This window comes from Curtobacterium sp. USHLN213 (genome assembly GCF_037144815.1).
Classification (GTDB): Bacteria; Actinomycetota; Actinomycetes; order Actinomycetales; family Microbacteriaceae; genus Curtobacterium.
Window position 1 is genome coordinate 1 of record NZ_JBBCYQ010000009.1, and the last position, 18,089, is coordinate 18,089.

Annotated in this window: 15 protein-coding genes; 7 read left to right on the top strand and 8 right to left on the bottom strand. The window is 72.6% G+C overall.

Annotated features, from left to right (window positions below; genetic code table 11):
- Positions 1–227: 227 nt before the first annotated feature.
- Positions 228–3,899: a S8 family peptidase gene (locus WFH25_RS12880; RefSeq protein ID WP_336697971.1), complete on the bottom strand. Its 3,672-nt coding sequence runs from the start codon at positions 3,897–3,899 to the stop codon at positions 228–230.
- Positions 3,900–4,060: 161 nt separating this feature from the next.
- Between WFH25_RS12880 and WFH25_RS12885 the strand changes: the two genes are divergently transcribed.
- From WFH25_RS12885 to WFH25_RS12895, 3 genes are read left to right on the top strand one after another with little or no spacing between them, the layout of a single operon-like run.
- A complete protein-coding gene (locus WFH25_RS12885; protein WP_336697972.1) occupies positions 4,061–4,735 on the top strand; it encodes a TetR/AcrR family transcriptional regulator in 675 nt (224 codons plus the stop codon).
- Complete coding sequence (locus WFH25_RS12890) at positions 4,732–5,430, top strand: hypothetical protein (RefSeq protein ID WP_336697973.1); 699 nt, start codon at positions 4,732–4,734, stop codon at positions 5,428–5,430. The genes WFH25_RS12885 and WFH25_RS12890 overlap by 4 nt, the downstream gene beginning before the upstream one ends.
- A complete protein-coding gene (locus tag WFH25_RS12895) occupies positions 5,427–7,496 on the top strand; it encodes a YhgE/Pip domain-containing protein (protein ID WP_336697974.1) in 2,070 nt (689 codons plus the stop codon). The genes WFH25_RS12890 and WFH25_RS12895 overlap by 4 nt, the downstream gene beginning before the upstream one ends.
- Positions 7,497–7,578: 82 nt before the next feature.
- Here the strand turns inward: WFH25_RS12895 and WFH25_RS12900 are convergent, their stop codons facing one another.
- Both WFH25_RS12900 and WFH25_RS12905 read right to left on the bottom strand, forming a co-directional pair.
- Positions 7,579–8,382, bottom strand: a complete 804-nt coding sequence (locus tag WFH25_RS12900) for an NAD-dependent epimerase/dehydratase family protein (protein ID WP_175495977.1) — start codon at positions 8,380–8,382, stop codon at positions 7,579–7,581.
- 10 nt (positions 8,383–8,392) lie between these two features.
- Positions 8,393–9,289 (bottom strand): hypothetical protein, encoded by an 897-nt coding sequence (locus WFH25_RS12905; RefSeq protein ID WP_336697975.1) that lies wholly within the window; start codon positions 9,287–9,289, stop codon positions 8,393–8,395.
- A gap of 219 nt (positions 9,290–9,508) precedes the next feature.
- Here WFH25_RS12905 and WFH25_RS12910 point away from each other — a divergent pair, with 219 nt between their 5' ends.
- Complete coding sequence (locus tag WFH25_RS12910) at positions 9,509–10,507, top strand: LacI family DNA-binding transcriptional regulator (RefSeq protein WP_336697976.1); 999 nt, start codon at positions 9,509–9,511, stop codon at positions 10,505–10,507.
- Between the two features lie 71 nt (positions 10,508–10,578).
- On the opposite strand, the gene WFH25_RS12915 is transcribed toward WFH25_RS12910, so the two are convergent.
- Entirely contained in the window at positions 10,579–11,244 is a 666-nt protein-coding gene (locus tag WFH25_RS12915) for a TrmH family RNA methyltransferase (protein WP_336697978.1), read from the bottom strand.
- A 28-nt stretch (positions 11,245–11,272) separates the two neighbouring features.
- Entirely contained in the window at positions 11,273–11,950 is a 678-nt protein-coding gene (locus WFH25_RS12920; RefSeq protein ID WP_336697979.1) for a TetR/AcrR family transcriptional regulator C-terminal domain-containing protein, read from the bottom strand.
- A gap of 178 nt (positions 11,951–12,128) precedes the next feature.
- Between WFH25_RS12920 and WFH25_RS12925 the strand changes: the two genes are divergently transcribed.
- The 3 genes from WFH25_RS12925 (at position 12,129) to WFH25_RS12935 (ending at position 14,255) form a co-directional block, all read left to right on the top strand.
- Positions 12,129–12,926: an HAD-IIA family hydrolase gene (locus tag WFH25_RS12925; protein WP_070417042.1), complete on the top strand. Its 798-nt coding sequence runs from the start codon at positions 12,129–12,131 to the stop codon at positions 12,924–12,926.
- Between the two features lie 2 nt (positions 12,927–12,928).
- Positions 12,929–13,723 (top strand): methyltransferase domain-containing protein, encoded by a 795-nt coding sequence (locus WFH25_RS12930; RefSeq protein WP_261646453.1) that lies wholly within the window; start codon positions 12,929–12,931, stop codon positions 13,721–13,723.
- Positions 13,724–13,841: 118 nt separating this feature from the next.
- Positions 13,842–14,255 (top strand): hypothetical protein, encoded by a 414-nt coding sequence (locus tag WFH25_RS12935; protein ID WP_336697980.1) that lies wholly within the window; start codon positions 13,842–13,844, stop codon positions 14,253–14,255.
- An 18-nt stretch (positions 14,256–14,273) separates the two neighbouring features.
- Here WFH25_RS12935 and WFH25_RS12940 read toward each other — a convergent pair whose 3' ends face one another.
- The 3 genes from WFH25_RS12940 to WFH25_RS12950 all read right to left on the bottom strand — a co-directional run bounded on the left by WFH25_RS12940 (position 14,274) and on the right by WFH25_RS12950 (position 18,083).
- Positions 14,274–15,140 carry a L,D-transpeptidase gene (locus tag WFH25_RS12940; RefSeq protein WP_336697982.1) on the bottom strand — a complete coding sequence of 289 codons (867 nt, stop codon included), beginning with the start codon at positions 15,138–15,140 and terminating at the stop codon, positions 14,274–14,276.
- A 76-nt stretch (positions 15,141–15,216) separates the two neighbouring features.
- A complete protein-coding gene (locus WFH25_RS12945) occupies positions 15,217–17,022 on the bottom strand; it encodes a phosphatase PAP2 family protein (RefSeq protein WP_336697983.1) in 1,806 nt (601 codons plus the stop codon).
- A 173-nt stretch (positions 17,023–17,195) separates the two neighbouring features.
- The gene (locus WFH25_RS12950; protein WP_336697984.1) at positions 17,196–18,083 is read right to left on the bottom strand and encodes a CPBP family intramembrane glutamic endopeptidase; all 888 of its coding nucleotides are present in this window, start codon (positions 18,081–18,083) and stop codon (positions 17,196–17,198) included.
- Positions 18,084–18,089 lie beyond the last annotated feature (6 nt).

Below are 18,089 nucleotides of genomic sequence, written 5' to 3' on the forward strand. Positions count from 1 at the left end.
CCGGCTCGGCGAGGCGTTCCTCGATCATCGACTGGATGACGTCCGGCGGGGTGAGCCCACGGCGACGCCACTCCATCGGGTTGGCCCGGAGCTGCTTCAGGGTGGTCTGCGTCTGCATGCTGCAACCCTCCCACCGGATAACTAGTTTGTCTAACTACATGTCCTCTTGACGCACTGCGGGCCCCGCCGCTGGGGTGCGACGGGGCCCGCAGTGGTGGTGTCGGTGCCTAGCGGCGAGCGACCTTGGCGGTCGACTTCGAGGTCGACGTGCCGTCCTGGTAGCCCTTCGCCGTCGCGACGACCTTCACCGAGAAGGTGTGGCCGGCGTCGGACGTGCCGAGCTTGTAGGACGAGCTCGTCGCGCTCTTCACCGCCTTGCCGTCACGGAGCCACTGGTACGAGTACGTGACGCCCGAGCCGCTCCACGTGCCGTGGTTCGCCTTGAGCTTCGTGCCGACCGTCGGCTTGCCGCTGATGGAGACCGCACTGCCCTTGACGAGCGTCAGTGCCGGGGCCACCCAGGTCGCCGCGGCGCTCTGGGCCTGGCTGCCGACCGCGTTGCCGAGGTGCAGCAGCAGGATCCGGGCGCTGGCCACACCGGCGCCGCGGGTCACCTGGAGCGTGCCCTTGTCGGCGAACAGCGTGCCGCCCTGACCACCCTGCGCGAACGTGAGCGTCGGCTTGGCGAGGTTGAACTTCGCCGTCGAGGTCACGTCGACCACCGAGGACCCGCTGGTGGCCGCACCCGGCGCGTACGCCGACTCGGTCTCCACCCGGTACGAGATGGTCTTGCCCGCGGCGCCGATCGCCGAGGCCGTCACCGGCAGCACCTTGACGGCGCTGTCGAACGTGTTGACGTCCTGGCCGGGGGCACCGCCGTTGAGCGGGAAGGCGTCGACCACCGGGTCGATGTCGGGGTCGTCGACGGCCTGCGCAGCCTTGGCGAGGTCGATCGTCGTGACGAGCGTCGCGTCGACCACGGACGACTTCGCGTCGTAGACGAGGTAGTCGTCCTTACCGTCGCCGTTCGTGTCGATGAACACCTCGACGTTGGTCACGGCGCCCGGGTTGGCGTCGGGACCGGCCGTCTGCACACCGAACGCGAGGGTGTCCGACGCCTTGTCGTAGCTGACGCCGTAGGCACGGACGTCAGCGGCCTTGAGCGACTGCGACGCCGAACCCGTCGGGAACGACTCCACGCCGTCCGTCCCGCCGAGCACGAACGGTGCGACCGCGGCGTGGTAGCCCGAGGTCAGGCCGCCCTGGTCGACCGTACGGCCGCTCAGCGCGAGGTTCGCGGTCTTCTGGGACCCGGTGAAGGACACACCCGAGCCGCGCACGGCGCTGACCGGCTTCGGCGCGACGTAGGTGCCGAGGCGCAGCGGGTCGAGCGTCTTGTCGGTCGGGGTGAAGGTCACGAGACCGGTCGCGGCGGTGACGAACTCCCGCTGGTAGCCCTGCTGCACCGACTCCTGGGTGGGGTCGATGACGCGGCGGAGCTGCGTCGGGTCGGCGACCGTGAACGTCAGGTCCACGACGGCACCGCGACCGGGGCCGACGGTGACGCGCTTCGTGCTGAGCGAGAACGCGACACCCGGCTGGGACACCTGCGGCTGGTAGGCCACGTCGTAGGTGTGGGCCGTGGAGTCGGTGTTCTCGATGAGGAGCGACCGGGTCTCGCTGGTCTTGCCCGCGACCTCGACGACACCGAACGAGGCGGTCACGAGCTGACCGTTCTCCACGCTCTTCACGGTGGTGTCGGCGGTGACGGCCTGCAGGGCGTCGACGCGGCCGGTGCCCTGGCGCAGCAGGGTCGCCGTGCCGGAGCCGTCCTCGACGTCGTGCGTGGCCGTGTTCATGAGCGCGGCCTTGACGTCCGGGGCCGACCAGGTCGGGTGCGACTCGAACGTCAGCGCGGCGATGCCCGCCACGTCCGGCGTCGCCATCGACGTGCCGCTCATCGACATGCGGTCGTCACCGGTGCCGTTGGCCGCGGAGATCACGTTGACCCCGGGGCCGGCGATGTCCGGCTTGACGATGTCACCGAACGAACCGTGGACACCGCGGCTGGTGAACGACGCGAGCGTGTTCACGGCCTCGGGGTCGGTGGCGAGTTCGAAGCCCTTGAGCTCGTCGGCGAACTTCACGTGCAGGGTCCCGGCCTTGGCAGAGGCCAGGAGGCTCGTCACGCTGTCCTTGGTCAGCTCGGCACCCGGGATGGTCGCGTTCCCCGCGATGCCCGAGCTGAAGGTGTTGATCGTGCCCGCGAGGAGCACGCCGACGCCGCCGGCGGCCTGGACATTGTTGAACCGGACCCCGGACCCGCACTCGAGCGCGGCGTCGGTCCACTTGAGCCAGACGACCTTGCCTGCGACGGCCGCGGCGTCCGCACCCGTGAAGGGCGTGCAGCCGTCGACGTTCGTGGTCGGGACGACGACGTCGCCCTCGACCGGCAGCGTGCCCTGGAAGTTCTGTGAGTACTGCGCGCGGTAGGTCTTCGCGACGGCGGACGGGGCGGTCACCTGGACACCGTCGTAGAGCGACTGGCCGGTGGCGCTGGCGGCGACCGTCAGGGCACCCTCGGCGTTCCCGGGCGAGCCACCGATGTCGGTGAAGTCGTCGGCGTTGCCCGAAGCGATCACGGGCAGGACACCGCGGGCGGTGAGCGCGTCGATCTTCGCGTTGTCGGGGTCGTCCGGTGCGCCGTAGTCGGAACCGAGCGACAGGTTGAGGACGTTGATGTCCTTGCCCTCGGTCAGCGACTGGCCGACCCAGTCGAGCGCGGCACCGGTGAGGTCGGTCGAGCCGCCGCCGTCGCCGAACACCTTGAGGGCGTAGAGGCCGGCCTCGGGCGCGGTGCCCGGACCGATCCACATGTCCTGCACCTGCTGCGTGGTGAGCTTGGTGTAGTCGCCGTCGAAGGTCTGCTTGTCGGCGTCGAGGCCGTAGCCGGCGATCGTGCCGGACACGTGCGTGCCGTGGTCGCCGCCCTTGCCGTCGATCGGGTTGTCGTCCGGCGCGGGCACCGGCTGGTAGGTGTCGGGGTCGGTCGGGTCCGCGTTGTAGGTCGGCCCGGCGAAGTCGTACCCGCCGAGGAACTTCTGCGGGTCGTACGAGCCCTGAGCAGGCGCACTCGTCGAGGCGAGCGCGGCGTCGTAGGCGGCCGTGGTGCCGGGGCCGCCGAAGTCCGCCTGGGTGTAGTCGAGGCCGGTGTCCAGCACGGCGACGTTGACGCCCTTGCCGGTGTGGCCGGTCTGCTGCCACGCGTTGAGTGCCCGCGTGTAGACGTCGCTCGCCGCGTTCTTCGGGCTGACGCCGTCCGCGCCCGGCTTCGCGAGGCTCGGGTCGACGCCGGACGGGGCCGCCGAGGCATCCTCGTTGACCGTCGGCTCGACGACCTTCTTCGGCGTGAGCGGGATGATGCTCGCGACGTCGGAGCGCGCCGCGACCTTCCGGAGCGCCTCGACGTCGGCGACGACGGCGATGCCCGGGACGGTGTACTCGGTCGAGTAGAGCTCGGTGGCGTCCGCGTCGGACTGCTTGACGGCAGCGCGGACCGCGTCGACGGTCGAGCCGATCGCCTTGACGCGCTGCTTCGCGGCCGAGGACTGCGTCTTCGACTTCGTCAGGTCGCCGCCCTTGGCCTTCGCGTCGACCTCGAGGGCGCCCTGGCCGGTCGTGCGCACGAACGCCGCGATCGTCTTCTGGGGCTTCGCGTCACGCAGCGGCTGCGCGATCTTCAGGTCGGCGGGCGAGAGGCCGGACGGGGCCGCGGAGGCCGCCCCACCGACGGCGAGCCCACCGCACGCGAGGGCCGCGGCGGCGATGCCGGCGGTCAGCACGCGTGCGATGCGATGGGGGTTCGGGTTCGGGTTGTCGTTCGGTGTTGCACGGTTCAAAAGGCGCACTCCTGGCTCCGTCCGTGTTCTTCATGGAATTGCTGTGAAGTTATGCGCTTGCTCTCAGGGAGCGCAGTCGGCACTTTGGGGGACCACCCCCGGTCGGGGGTGCCGGAACTGATAACTTGCACACGTGTGTGCACGTTATTACGATGGGGCGCGTGACCACTCCTGACCAGCCCGCACGCGCTCCCCGCCGGGACGCGACGGAGAACCGGGCTGCCCTGATCGAGGCGGCGAAGACCGCACTGCAGGCGGACCCGGACGTCTCGCTCGAGACGATCGCGTCCGCCGCGGGACTCTCCCGGCGTGCGGTCTACGGACACTTCCCCTCCCGTGACGACCTCGTGCGCGAGGTCGTCACCGCCGGGGCCGCCCGTGTCGCCGGTGCGATGCCGACCGCGGCGGACCTCGGCGCACTCCCACCGGCCGCTCGGCTCGCCGCCATCGCGGTGACGCTGTGGTCCGAGGTGTCCCACGTCCGGTCGATGGCCCGGGTCGCGATCCGCAGCCCGTTCAGCGAGTCCGTGGCCGCGGTGTTCGCTCCCCTGCGCGCCCAGGTCCGCGACGCGTGCGCCCTCGGGATCGCCGACGGCACCATGCGCGACGACGTCGACCCCGCGACGCTCGGCCGGCTCGTCGAGGGCGCCTGCATCGCCGTGCTCGACGAAGCCACGCGCTCCGGCACGTCAGACGACGACGGACGCCGCATGGTCGTCCTCTCGGCGCTCGGGATGGCCGGCATCGACTGGCGGACCGCTTCGCTCTCCGAGCCGGCCGCCACCCCCTCCACTACCGGCACCACGAAGGTCTCCACAGAGAAGGACCGCGCATGACGCTCGAACTCGACCACGTCGGCATCGGCGACGAGCCCGGCGCCGCACTGCCCGTCGTCTCCGCCGTCGCCGCCCCCGGCCGCCCCGGTGTCGTCGCCGTCGAGACGGAACAGGCACCCGTGCTCGCCTCGCTCGTCGCCGGCGGGCGCATGCGGCCCGAGACCGGTCGCGTGCTGCTCGACGGGCACGACGACGCCGCGGCGGTCCGGAGGACGTTCGCCCTCGTGGACACGCCGGGCATCGCCGAGCCCTTCCCCGTGATGAGCCTCAAGCGCATCGTGCGCGAGGAGCTCGCCTTCGCCGGACAGCGGCCCACCCGCGAGCACGTCGACACCGTGCTCGACGAGCTCGGGCTGCGGGACTACGCCGACACGCACGTGCAGCGGGTCCCGACCGACGTGCGGGTCCGGCTCCTCGTCGAACTCGCCCTGCTGCGGGACGGGGTGACCGGGCTCGTCATCACCTCGCCCGAACGGCACGGCGGCGCCGTGGAGGGGTGGTTCGCGGTCGTCCGCGACGTCGCCCGCCGCGGCGTGACCGTCGTGCTCGTGACCTCCAAGGCCGCAGCCGCGACCGTCGAACACCTGCTCGACACCATCCAGACCGAGGACCCCGAGGACGTGGCCCGACCTGACGGAGACGACCCGCGCCTCCAGTCCGACACCGACCACCTGCCCACGGAGGCGACCGCGTGACCACCACCTCGCTCGTCCGCGCCGAACTGGCGCGACTCACCGCGACCCCGCTCGCACGACTCGCGTTCATCGCGCTCATGGTCGTGCCGCTGCTGTACGGCGGCGCCTACCTCTGGGCGAACCGCGACCCGTACGCGAAGCTCGACCAGGTCCCCGCCGCCATCGTCGACCAGGACGCCGGGGCGACGCTCGACGGCGACCACGTCGACTACGGCAAGGACGTCACGAAGGAGGCCATCGACGGCGCCGACTTCAAGTGGACGAAGACGACCGCGGCCGACGCGCGCTCCGGCGTCCGGAACGGCACGTACGACTTCGTCGTGACGATCCCGCACGACTTCTCGGAGTCCCTCGTCTCCGCACAGTCCGACGACCCGAAGCGTGCCGAGCTCGTGATGACGACGGCGGACACGAACTCGTACCTCGCCTCGACCATCGCGGAGCAGGCGGGCAAGACGATGCGCACCGCCGTCGCCGAGCGGGTCGGCAAGCAGGCGGCGAAGACCCTGCTCGTGGGGCTCGCCGACGTGCGCGACAGCCTGGGCGACGCGGTCGACGGCGCGGGGCAGCTCGCCTCCGGTGCGAAGTCCGCTGCGTCGGGCGCGGCCACGCTCGCGGACGGCACCGGCAAGCTCGCTTCCGGGGCGGCGACGCTCGCGGACGGGACCGCCGCGTTGCCGTCGCAGACCGCTGCACTCGACCAAGGCGCCCAGCAGGTCGCCTCCGGGGCGGCGACGCTGTCCTCGGGGCTGCAGACGGCCAAGCAGCAGACCGCGTCGCTGCCCGCGCAGACCGCGCAGCTGAACGAGGGCGCGCAGCAGGTCGCGGCCGGCAACAAGGCACTGGCCGACCAGACCGATCCGGCGCTCGACGCGCTGAACGGCCTCTCCCCCGACACCGTGACCGCGGCGATCACGAAGGCCGCCGCGGACCGTGGCGTGGAACTGACGCCGGAGGTGCAGGCGGTCATCACCTCCACCGTCGAGGCGCAGCTCGGTGACGAGAAGACGAAGGCTGATCTCGCGAAGGCCAAGGCCGCGCTCGAGGGCGTCGACCAGCTGCGCGACGGGTCCGCCCAGGTCGCGGCCGGCACCTCCGCCCTGGCGACGGCGGCCCCCACCCTGGCCGGCGGGGTCTCCTCCGCTGCGGACGGTGCCGCGCAGTTGGCGTCGGGCTCGTCGCAGGTGGCCACGGGCACCTCGCAGCTCGCGTCGGCCGCGCCCACGCTGTCGTCCGGTGCGGCTTCGTTGGCGTCCGGAGCGGCCTCGGCCGACGACGGCGCGAAGTCGTTGGCGTCCGGGCTGACGAAGCTGCAGAGCGGCTCGTCCGAGCTCGCCTCGAAGCTCGACGAGGGCCGCACGAAGATCCCGGCGTCGAACGCGTCGCAGCGTGAGGACCAGGCGTCGGTGATCTCGGACCCGGTCAAGGTCGGGGACGACAACGTCGCGGCGGCGGACAACTACGGGGCCGGTCTCGCGCCGTTCTTCATCTCCCTCGCGGCCTGGATCGGCATGTACGCGCTGTTCCTCATCCTCAAGCCGATCTCGAAGCGGGCGATCACCGCGGTGCGGAAGCCCCTCGCGGTGGTGTTCGGCGGATGGCTGACGCCGGCGCTGCTCGGACTCGTGCAGATGGTGGCACTGTTCTTCATCGTCCGGTTCGCCCTCGACCTGAACGTCGTGCACGCCGGGGCGACGATCGGGGTCATGGTGCTGGCATCGGCGACGTTCGCGGCGATCATCATGGCGCTGAACGTGCTGCTCGGCTCGGTGGGACAGTTCCTCGGCCTGGTGCTCATGCTCGTGCAGCTCGTCACCGCCGGGGGGACGTTCCCGTGGCAGACGCTGCCGGGGCCGTTGGCGGCGCTGCACTTCGCGCTGCCGATGACGTACTCGGTCGACGCGATCCGGCAGACGATGTACGGCGGGGACCTCGGTGCGGCGTGGTCGGACGCGGGCGTGCTCGCGTGCTGGCTGCTCGGAGCGCTCCTGGTGTCGTTCGTCGTGACGGCGCGGCAGACGCGGTCGCGGACGCTGCGCGACCTGCGCCCGAGCCTGATCGGGTAGCGGGGCGGGCGCCGCGCCGGGCGCCGCGCCGCTTCGTGAGCAGAAATGGTCGGGTGACCTCAGGGAACCCGACCATTTCTGCTCACGAAGTGCTTCGCCCGAGCGGCAGCTCGACCATGTCGCCGCCGAGGTAGCGGAGGTCCTCGGCGGGCAGGGCCGCACGGGCGTCCGGGTCCAGCACGCCCGAGGCGTCGTCGACCGGCACGAAGCCGATCCGCTCCCCCGCGGTGAGGTCGGCCGGGGACCCGGTGTTCCGGGACAGCGCCCACACGACGTGGTGCCCCGGGTCCCGGAGCGCGACCGTCGCCAGCACCAACCGCACCAGGTCGTCCGGCGAGCTCCACATCAGGAGCGCACGACCGGACGACGGCTGCTCGCCGAACGCACCGATGCGTGCCGAGACGATCGACATCCCGAACCGGTCGGCGAAGAGACTGCCGAGGAGTTCCATCCCGGCCTTCGTCACGCCGTAGTACGTGTCCGGACGGGGCAGCCGGTCCCCGGGCACGCTCCCCGGTTCGTCGAGCGGCTCGGGCACTCGGCCGACGGCGTGGATCGAGCTCGCCTGGACGACCCGGAGGACCCCGGCCGCGGCCGCTCGCTCGAGCACGTTCTTCGTCCCGGTGAGGTTCGCCGCGACGAGGTCGTCCCACGCGGCCTCGGTCGGGATGCCCGCCAGGTGGACGACGGTGTCGACGCCGATCAGCGCGTCGTCGAGGGCATCGGCGTCGTGCACCGACCCGGGCACGAAGCGCTCACCGCCGGTCGGTGGGTCGTCCGGCGTGCGCTCGTCGAACAGCACGAGGTCGTGACCGGCCGCGAGGAGTCGGGGCCGGAGTGCAGCGCCGATGCGTCCTGCGGCCCCGGTGATGAGCAGCGTCGCCATTGCCCGGACGCTACCCCCGGCGTGTGAGCACCGACCGCAGGTGTCCGATGGCCTCGGCCAGGTAGCGGGTGAGGTCCGAGCGCGACCACCGGACGACGACCCAGCCGAGGCGCTCGGCCTCGCGGTAGCGACGGAGGTCGCTGGCCCACTGCGCGGCATCCGTGCGGTGGTGGTCGCCCTCGTACTCGATCAGGACGCGGAGCCGCGGGTAGGCCATGTCGACCCGACCGACGAAGGACCCTGCCTCGTCTCGGACCTCGACCTGCAGTTCCGGTTCGGGAAGGCCCGCGCGGACGATCGCGAGCCGCGCCCGCGTCTCCTGGGGCGAGCCGGCACCGACCCGGACCAGCTCGATCGCCGTCCGCAGCTTGCGGACGCCTGCTCGGGCTCCGGCCCGGACGAGTGCGGTCCGGAGGTCGTCGATCGTCGTGCGACACCGTGGCTCGGTCACGATCGCGTCGCCGAGCACGACGAGCTCGTCGGTCGTCAGCATCGCGCCGCAGTCGACCCACAGCGCTGCGGGAGTGCTCGCGGGCATGCCCCACCGCTCGGCGACGTCCGCTCGGTCGGGCGTGATCCGGTGTCCGACCACGCCCGTGCGACGCGGTTGGGCGGTCGGGATCGGACTCGTGACGTGCACCGGCGCCTCGTCGTCGACCGGGACGGGCAGCCCCCAGAGCACGGCGGCGGAGACGTGGCTGACGAACTGTCCGGGCAGCAGGACCGGCCGGAGGGCTCGGATCCGGTGCACGGCGTCGGGTGGGCGGTCGCGGGCCCACCGGATCGAACGGGTGGGCCGGACGAGGTCGCTCCGACGGAGTCGCTGTCGGGAGACTCCTGCGCGGTCCGCGGCGTGGACGTCGAACGCGCGGTTGCGGAGCGCGGGCGGAAGCGGGCGTGGTCGCATGCGGTCACCCTCGCGCCCCGCGCTCCCGCACCACCCCCGAACGGAAGCACTCGTGCAGAACTCGCACCGCGCCTCCCGTGTGGAGGAGTGACCACGCGCAGATCGTGAGCAGACGATGTCGGGCCGGCACCACGCACCCGACCATTTCTGCTCACGAAGCGGCCGCGCGCCGCCCGCGCGCGGCCCCCGCTACCATCGACGGGAGAGCCACGGAGGTCGATGCAGATCATGGGAGCCGGCAAACCCGCGACCATCTACGACGTCGCCGCGCGCGCCGGGGTCTCGAAGTCCCTCGTGTCGCTCGTCCTGCAGCGCTCCCCGCGGGTGAGCCAGCAGCGGCGTGACGCGGTGCTCAAGGCGATCCAGGAGCTCGACTACCGCCCCTCCACGGCCGCGGTGTCGCTCGCCGGTACGCGCTCCCGGACGATCGGCGTCGTCCTCGACGACTTCCGGAACCAGTGGTTCGTCGACCTGCTGACCGGGCTGCGCGAGGCACTGCAGGACCAGGGCCACCGCCTCGTCGTCGCGGACCGCTTCCTCAACACCGGGCTCGACGCCTCGCCGGTCGAGGGCTTCCTGTCCATGCGCGTCGAGGGGATCGTCATCGCCGGCGAACCCGACACCGACCTCGCGATCCCTGCCTCGACCCCGCTCGTCATCGCCGGCGGCCGCGTCGCGATCCCCCGCGCGGACACCGTGGCGAACGACGACCGCGCGGGCGGGGCGATGGCCGCGGAGCACCTGCTCGCCCTCGGCCACACGCGCCTCGGGTTCGTCGGCGCCTCGTCGGCCGCGTCCGACGAACGACGCACGGGGTTCACCGCCGGTGTCGACGGCCGCGCCGAGGTCGCGACGGTCGTGCTCCCGGGCGAGCCCACCGAGGAGGCCGGGTCGCGCGCCCTGGCGCAACTCCTCGACGCGCACCCCGAGGTGACGGCCGTCTTCGCCGCGAACGACGTGATGGCGCTCGGCGCGCTGTCCGAGCTCGCCGAGCGTGGGCTGCGCGTCCCCGAGGACGTGTCGGTCATGGGCTACGACGACACCCCGCTCGCGGCGACGCGGTACGTGGGGCTCACGAGCATCGACGACCGCAGTGTCGAGATCGGGCGCGGCGCCGGCGAGCGGCTCCTCGCGCGGATCGCCGACCCGACGTCGGCGGCGACCGAGGTCCTGGTCGAGCCCCGGTTGGTCGCGCGGCGCACCACGGCGCCGCGCTGACGCCGACGCGGCAGCGGACTGGAGGCGCGGCTCACCCCCGCCCCGCCGGCTGCGGCCGACAGGTGCAGGGTTCAGAGCGCGGAGCCGTCGGCCCCGCTGGTGCGGTCGATCTCCGCGTGCTGGACGACCCAGCTGTGCATGACGATCGCCGCGGCCGCCGAGGCGTTGATGCTCCGCGTCGACCCGAACTGCGTGATCTCGAGGTGGCCGTCCGCCCCGGCGACGGCCTCGTCGGTCAGCCCGGGGCCCTCCTGGCCGAACAGGAACACGCACCGTTCCGGGATCGGCGCCGTCTCGATGCGGGACGCCCCGGGGGTGTTGTCGATCGCGATCACCGGGCGACCCTCGTCGCGCATGGCCTCGAGGAAGGCGGCGACGTCGGGGTGGTACCGGACGTGCTGGTACCGGTCGGTGACCATCGCGCCGCGCTTGTTCCACCGACGGCGCCCGACGATGTGCACGGTGCCGGCGAGGAACGCGTTGGCGCTCCGCACGATCGACCCGATGTTGAGGTCGTGCTGCCAGTTCTCGATCGCCACGTCGAACGCGTGGCGGTGCGTGTCGAGCTCGGCGACGATGGCGTCCATCGACCAGTATCGGAACCGGTCGACGACGTTGCGGGTGTCCCCGGTCGCCAGGAGCTCCGGGTCGAGCCGCGGGTCGTCCGGCCAGGGCTCGGGGTGCGGCCCGACCCCGTTCGTCGTCCGCTCGTGGGACGGTTCGGGGACTGCGGTCACGCCACCAAGCGTACGGCGGGGTCGCCGGTCACCGGATCCGGGACTCGATCCCCGCGATGAGGACGTCGAGCCCCAGCGCGAACCGGTCCTCGTACGAGTGCGAACCGAGGATCTCCGCCACGAGCTCGTGCCGCTCCGGACGACCGGCCGCGGCCGAGCCCCGGCCGACCTGCACACCGGTGTGCCCGACCACGAAGTCGTACACGACGAAGAACGCGTACATCGCCTCGGCGTCGGGCAGGCCGGCCGACCGGAGCGCACCGACGACCTTCGCCACGACCGCGTCGGACTCCGTCGACACCAGGGCCCCGCGGCGGCTGTGCGACTCGAGCACGAGGGGGTGGGTCAGCATGAGGTCGCGGAAGGTCGTGGCGAACGTCCGGACGACCGCGTGCCACTCGTCCGGCCAGACGAACGTCGCGGTGAACTCGTCGACCGTTCGGCGGACGAGCTCGGCGTGCAGGTCGTCGAGGCCGCCGATCGTCCGGTGCACGGTCATCGGCGCGACGCCGAGCCGGACGCCGAGCGCGCGGAAGGACAGCCGGTCGAGGCCGTCCTCGTTCGCGATCGCCGTCGCGGCGTCGATCACCTGCTCGCGGCTGAGGACGTTGGGGCGGCCACGGCGCCGTCGCGGAGTCGCCTCGGCCTGCTCCGGCGGCGTGACGGGCCGGGGTGCGACGGGCGGGGTTCCGGGTTCGACGAGCACGGGGCGTCCTCCTTCTTCCAGTACGTGTCCCGAAAAGCCTAGGGCAAAGCCGACCGGCGTTCGGTGTCTCGACCATCTCGGGTCCGCGACCGGCGCGCGGGAGCCGATCCGTGCCTCCCGGCCTTCTCCGAGCCGACGCCGAGCCGGGCCGTCACGGGCGCGCACTAGGGTGAGGGGCATGGCAACCCGCGACGAGGTCGAGTGCTGGCTGACCGACATGGACGGCGTGCTCGTGCACGAGAACCAGGCGCTCCCCGGGGCGCCGGAACTGATCCAGCAGTGGCTCGACGAGGGCACGGAGTTCCTCGTCCTGACCAACAACTCGATCTTCACCCCGCGTGACCTCAGCGCCCGGCTCCGCTGGTCCGGCATCCACGTCCCCGAAGAGCGCATCTGGACGAGCGCCCTCGCCACCGCCGACTTCTGCAAGTCCCAGATGCCCGGCGGCTCCGCGTTCGTCATCGGCGAGGCCGGCATGACCACGGCCCTGCACGAGGCCGGCTTCATCATGACCGAGACCGCCCCCGACTACGTCGTCGTCGGTGAGACCCGCAACTACTCGTTCGAGGCGATCACCAAGGCCGTGCGCCTCATCCGCGACGGTGCCCGCTTCATCGTCACGAACCCCGACGCGACGGGCCCGTCGGCCGAGGGGGTCCTCCCGGCGACCGGCGCCATCGCCGCGATGATCGAGAAGGCCACCGGCAAGCAGCCGTACGTGGTCGGCAAGCCGAACCCGATGATGTTCCGCTCGGCGATGAACCGGATCGGCGCCCACTCCGAGAACACCGGCATGATCGGCGACCGGATGGACACCGACGTGCAGGCCGGCATCGAAGCAGGACTCCACACCGTCCTCGTCATGACCGGCATCAGCGACCAGGCCGAGATCGACCGCTACCCCTTCCGCCCGAGCGAGGTCATCTCCGGCGTCCACGAGCTCGTCCGCACCGAACCCTTCGAGGTGGAGCTGTAGCGATGCGCTGGGACCCGTCGCGGTACGCCGCCTTCGCGGACGACCGCGCGCGGCCCTTCCACGACCTCGTCGCGCAGATCGCGTGGCCGGCGGGTGCGGGCCAGGAGGCGCCACGTCGCGTCGTCGACCTCGGCTGCGGCCCCGGGACCCTCACCGCCACGTTGGCAGCGCGGTGGCCTTCCGCGTCGGTGGTCGGGATCGACAGCTCGGCGCAGATGCTGGCGTCGGCGCCGACCGGCCCCGGGTTGTCGTTCGAGCTGGGCTCGATCGAGGACTGGACACCCGGCCCCACGGACGACGTCGTCGTGACGAACGCGGCGCTCCAGTGGGTGCCGTCGCACGTGTCACTGCTGCCGCGGTGGCTCGACGCGATGCCGTCCGGGTCGTGGTTCGCGATGCAGGTGCCGGGCAACTTCGGGTCGCCGTCGCACGCGCTCATGCGGTCCGTCGCCGCCTCCGGGCCGTGGGCGCCGGCGTTGGCCGGTGTCCTCCGCGAGGACCCGGTGCTCGACCCGGCGGGCTACCTCGGCATCATGCTCGACGCCGGGTTCGAGGCCCGCGCGTGGGAGACCACCTACGCCCAGATCCTGCCGGGCGTCGACCCGGTGCTCGACTGGGTGCGCGGGACCGGGCTCCGTCCGGCACTGCAGGCGCTCGACGCGGCGGACCCGTCCGGCGCGTCGACCGCGGCGTACGAGGCGGAGTACGCGGCGGCGCTGCGGTCGGCGTACCCGGCGGGGGCGCACGGCACGGTGTACCCGTTCCGGCGGGTCTTCGCCGTCGGCCGCAAGCCCTGAACCGCACCCCGTGATCGCCGCCGCTCATCGGGCGCGGCAACGCGTTGCCACCTGGTTGCTCGACCGCGTCGCCGCCACCAGACTCGGAACTCCTGAAACATCAGATTGGAGTTCCACGATGAAGCGAATCCTCTCGGTCGCCGCGGTCGGCACGATGGCGCTCGGCCTCTCGGTCGCTGCACTGCCCACCGCCGCGTCCGCCTCGGCGCCCGGACCTCGGGACCCGTCAGCCCCCGGCTGTTCGACGACGATGATGGTCGCCGACCACCTGAAGGGCTGGGTCCACTGGACGATCGAGTGCACCGAGGCCCGCACCGTCGTCGTCGACGCGACGGCGTTCTCGGGCACGCCCGACGACCACGTGATCGTGGACGAGCAGCAGGCCTCGCGGTTCGTCGCCGCGGGCGAGACGTGGACGGACTTCGTCAGGCTGCCGACGGCGGGGGTCGACCAGTTCCGCGCACAGGCGGTCACGTTCGTCACCGCGGACCCGTTCGAGCGTCCGGCGATCATCGGCGGTGCCACCGGCTGATCACCGCCGCTCGGCGCCCTACTCGACCGTGACGAGGGTGCCGAGCGGCAGGGCGTCCACCGCCGCCACCGCTTCGGCGTCGAGCCGCACGCAGCCGTGCGACACCGCGCCCGAGGTCGTCGCGTTCCAGTGCAGCCCGATCAGCCCGCCGTCGTGCCCGCCGTACGGCTCGTCGGCCGCGCTCGAGTGCAGCGAGGTCAGCTGGATCGGGTGGTCGCCGGTCCCCTGGGCGGGGTCGACGTACCGCTGCTCGAGGTAGCCGGTGACCCCGGTCGGCGTCGGGGTGTCCGCCGTGCCGACCCCGGCGCGGAACCGTTGCACGGCCCCGCCGTCCGACGAGACGATCGACACGGACTGGTCCGTCGTCGAGATGACGACGCGGGAGGTCGGGGTCGACACCTCCCGGAGCGACGCCACCGGTACCCACGCCGAGGTCTGCGCCGCCGCCGATCCCCCGGCGGCCGAGGGCAGCAGCTGGCGCGCCGGGGTGAGGACACGCTCCCAGTCCCCGTCGCGCTCGACCCCGACGACGGTGGTGGGCTGCCGGAGGAAGTCGGTGGCGGCGAACCGTGCGACCGGTGTGGTCCGCGCTGCGCCGAACAGGGGTGCGTCGGCCCGGAGCTGGAACACGGTGTCCGAGGTGATGGTCCGGTCGAACGGCATGAGCCCGCCGATGACCGCCGAGTACTGCGCCTCCGGCAGTGCGGCGAGCGCGGCTGCCCCGACGTGCGGCACGGCCGGGGCGAGGTGGGACTGCGTCGCCGACGCCGACGGGACGGGTGCCGAGGCGACCGGGGTGGACCCGAGCAACGGGACGGCGACCGCCCCGGCGAGGACGACCGCGGCAGCGATGCCGGTCGCGGTCCAGAGGGTGCGAGTGCGCATGGGGGTGCTCCAGGGGTGACGGGAACGGGAAGGCGGCCGGCGCCGCCGCGCGGGACGGACGCCGGCCGGCCCGCGATCAGCCGGAGACGACCGGCAGGTGGATGCCCGTGCCCGGGTCGGCGACGGTGCCGGTGCCGCCGGTCCCGGCTCCCGTGCCACCGGTGCCCGTGCCCGATCCGGCAGCGGCCGGGGTCACCGTGATCGCGAGCGGTGCGACGAGCGCCGAGGCGCCGGAGGCGTCGACCACGTCGATCGTGTGCGCTCCGGTGGCCGTGCCGGCCGGGATGGTGACGCTGCCGGACACCGTGCCGTCCGCCGCGACGGTGAGCGTGCCCACCGTGACCGGGCTGGAGTGCAGGACGACGCGGACCGAGGCCCCCGGGGTGAACCCGGTGCCGGCCAGTGCGAGCGACCCTCCGGCAGCGACCGAGGTGCCCTTCGGTGCCGTGAGGACGCCGGTCACGACGCGAGCGGTGCCGCCGGTCGAGAGGACCTTCGCGGTGCCGTCGGCCGACACCGCGACCGTGGCGCTCGTGGCGGCGGCGAGGTCGAGGCGCTCCCACGAGCCCGCAGCCGAACCGGACTGGTCGAGCGGGTAGCCCGACGCGATCTCGGTCTGGGCGAGCACGGCGGTGCGCTGCGCGTCGGTCAGGGTCGGGAACGCGGTGAGGAGCAGGTTCGACGCACCGGTCGGCACCGAGGGGGCGAGCCCGGTGGTGCCGGTCGTCGCGAAGCCGTAGGTCATCCGCTCGCGGTAGACCGCCGCGGCCGAGGCGCGGTCGGTGACGACCTGGGCGGTGCCACCGGGGATCGCGGCCCCGCCGTACGGGTCGTCCGAGTACGCCGTCGAGTGGGCGATGCAGTTCGCGAGCGTGTCGCCGCACTGCTGCTCGAGGTACGAGACGAGTTCCTTCCGCGCCGGCTCGAGGACCTCGGTGCGGTACTGGGTGTCCGACCAGCGGGCCGCGAGCGCCGCTTCGCCGTCGATGCGCCCGCCCATGATGTCGAGCGGGTAGTGGACGCCGAGCACGATGCGGTCGTTGCCGGCCTCGGAAGCGCGGGCGAGCAGCTCCGGCGCCAGCTCCGGCACGAGCGTGGCGAGGGTGATGCCCGCCTGGTACGCCGTGGTGGTGTGACCGCTCGGGTACGAGCCACCCGTGCAGATGCCGGCGGTGCCGTACCCGGGGTCGAGCACGACGTCGTTCGGCGAGAACTCGTGCGACGTGTCCGTGGCGACCGGCACCCGCGTGATGTCGAGCGTCCCGTCCGCCGATGCCCAGGCCTTGCCGGCGCGGTTCGCGGCGAGCGACGACGCGTTCACCTTCGCCGGGGCGCAGCCGGTCTGGTCGTCGGTCGCGGGCAGCGTCGCGGTGCTGCTCGCCGGCAGGTACGGCCGCGGGTAGCTGTAGTGCGCCTTCGCGTCACCCGTGCTGACGTACGCGCCGCTCGTGCCGTTCGAGGAGTTCACCACCGCCGAGGTCAGCGGCAGCTTCCCGGCGTTCCGACCCTCGACGTAGATCTTCTCGAGTGCCGGACCGAGCCCCTGCGACACCGTCATCGACTGGTCGTAGGCGGTGTTCGTGGCGTTCTGGTACTCGGAGTCCTGCAGCGCCTTCAGCTGCTGCGCCTTCGTGGCGTGCTGGTTGATCCACGAGGTCAGCCGGTCGTTCTCCGCCAGCGTCCCGGCATCGAGCACGGTGCCGTGCAGGTCGTTCGTCCCGCTCGACTTCCAGTAGTGGTCGTACCCGCTCAGCAGGGAGACGAGGTCGGGCTTGGCGGTGTCGCTCGGGTACCCCGCCGCGGTGGCGACGAGGGGCGAGCCGACGACGAGGGCGGTCGCGACGGCGGCGACGGTCACCCCGCGGAGTGCTGATCTGTGCATGCGCCGAACGCTAAGGACGGGTGGTTGCCGAGCGGGGAACGGTGCACCAAGCCGAGGTGAACCGGACCGCAGCCTGTGCGCACTCGCAGCCCCGCGCCTCCCGTCCGTCCGTCGTCACCACACGGCGGACTGGGCCCACGCTCGCCGGTCCCTGGACGACGCGTCAGCGGCGGTCAGGCCGTGCCGAGTGGGGAGAGGCGCGGCTCGTCGCCCCGCACCGCGTACGCCCCCATGGGCGGCACCGTCCGCCACCGGCGCCGCAGGCGGCGCGGCCGGTCGTCCCGCCACGCGATCACCCCGCCGGCGACGACCCCGAACGCGAGGACCGCGAAGGACAGCAGGCCGATCACGCCGACGACGGCGAGCTTCGACGGGTCCTGCACGTCCGTCGTCGCCGAGAGGCCGATCGACCCGAAGTCCCAGAACGCGTGCAGCAGCACCGGCAGGAGCAGGTTCCCGGTCAGCCGACGCGCGACGTAGAGCGTCGAACCGAACGACGCCGCGAACACGACCTGCACGAGCGTCACCCCCAGACCGGCCCCGGCGAGGGCGTTGAGCAGGTGCAGCACCCCGAACAGCGCGCACGACGCGATCCACACGCCGAACTCCGGCAGGCGCCGCCGGAGCCCCACGAGCAGGACGCCGCGGGTCATCAGCTCCTCGAAGACCCCGACGAGCAGCACCCCGACAGCGAGCAGGAGGAAGTAGCGGACCGGCAGCGCCGACCAGTCCACGAGCGGCAGCCGCACGATGCACACGACCGCGATGAGGATCGGCGCCACCATCGTCCACCGCAGGCGCGTGCGCGTCGGGTCGACGGTCGCGATGCGCCACCAGCCGAGTCCGGTCACGACGAGGCAGAGTGCGACGGCGGCGATGCCCTCCGGGACGACGAGCGACCGGACGACGCTGTCCACCGTCTGTCCGAGGGTCGGGTAGTCGTCGCTCGGCCGGGCCCGCCAGGCGCTGACGGCCGCGAACACCACGAGCGGCGCGAGGCCGACGAGCAGCGACGGCGGAACGGGCCAGCGGCGGCGGCGGGAGGGGTCGGCGGCGGTCACCTGCCG

Excerpts from the sequence above, each read along its gene's own strand:
- WFH25_RS12900 (WP_175495977.1), bottom strand. The coding sequence starts at position 8,382 with ATGGCGACGCTGCTCATCACCGGGGCCGCAGGACGCATCGGCGCTGCA.
- WFH25_RS12940 (WP_336697982.1), bottom strand. The coding sequence starts at position 15,140 with ATGCGCACTCGCACCCTCTGGACCGCGACCGGCATCGCTGCCGCGGTC.
- WFH25_RS12935 (WP_336697980.1), top strand. The coding sequence starts at position 13,842 with ATGAAGCGAATCCTCTCGGTCGCCGCGGTCGGCACGATGGCGCTCGGC.
- WFH25_RS12905 (WP_336697975.1), bottom strand. The coding sequence starts at position 9,289 with ATGCGACCACGCCCGCTTCCGCCCGCGCTCCGCAACCGCGCGTTCGAC.
- WFH25_RS12890 (WP_336697973.1), top strand. The coding sequence starts at position 4,732 with ATGACGCTCGAACTCGACCACGTCGGCATCGGCGACGAGCCCGGCGCC.
- WFH25_RS12910 (WP_336697976.1), top strand. The coding sequence starts at position 9,509 with ATGCAGATCATGGGAGCCGGCAAACCCGCGACCATCTACGACGTCGCC.
- WFH25_RS12930 (WP_261646453.1), top strand. The coding sequence starts at position 12,929 with ATGCGCTGGGACCCGTCGCGGTACGCCGCCTTCGCGGACGACCGCGCG.
- WFH25_RS12945 (WP_336697983.1), bottom strand. The coding sequence starts at position 17,022 with ATGCACAGATCAGCACTCCGCGGGGTGACCGTCGCCGCCGTCGCGACC.
- WFH25_RS12925 (WP_070417042.1), top strand. The coding sequence starts at position 12,129 with ATGGCAACCCGCGACGAGGTCGAGTGCTGGCTGACCGACATGGACGGC.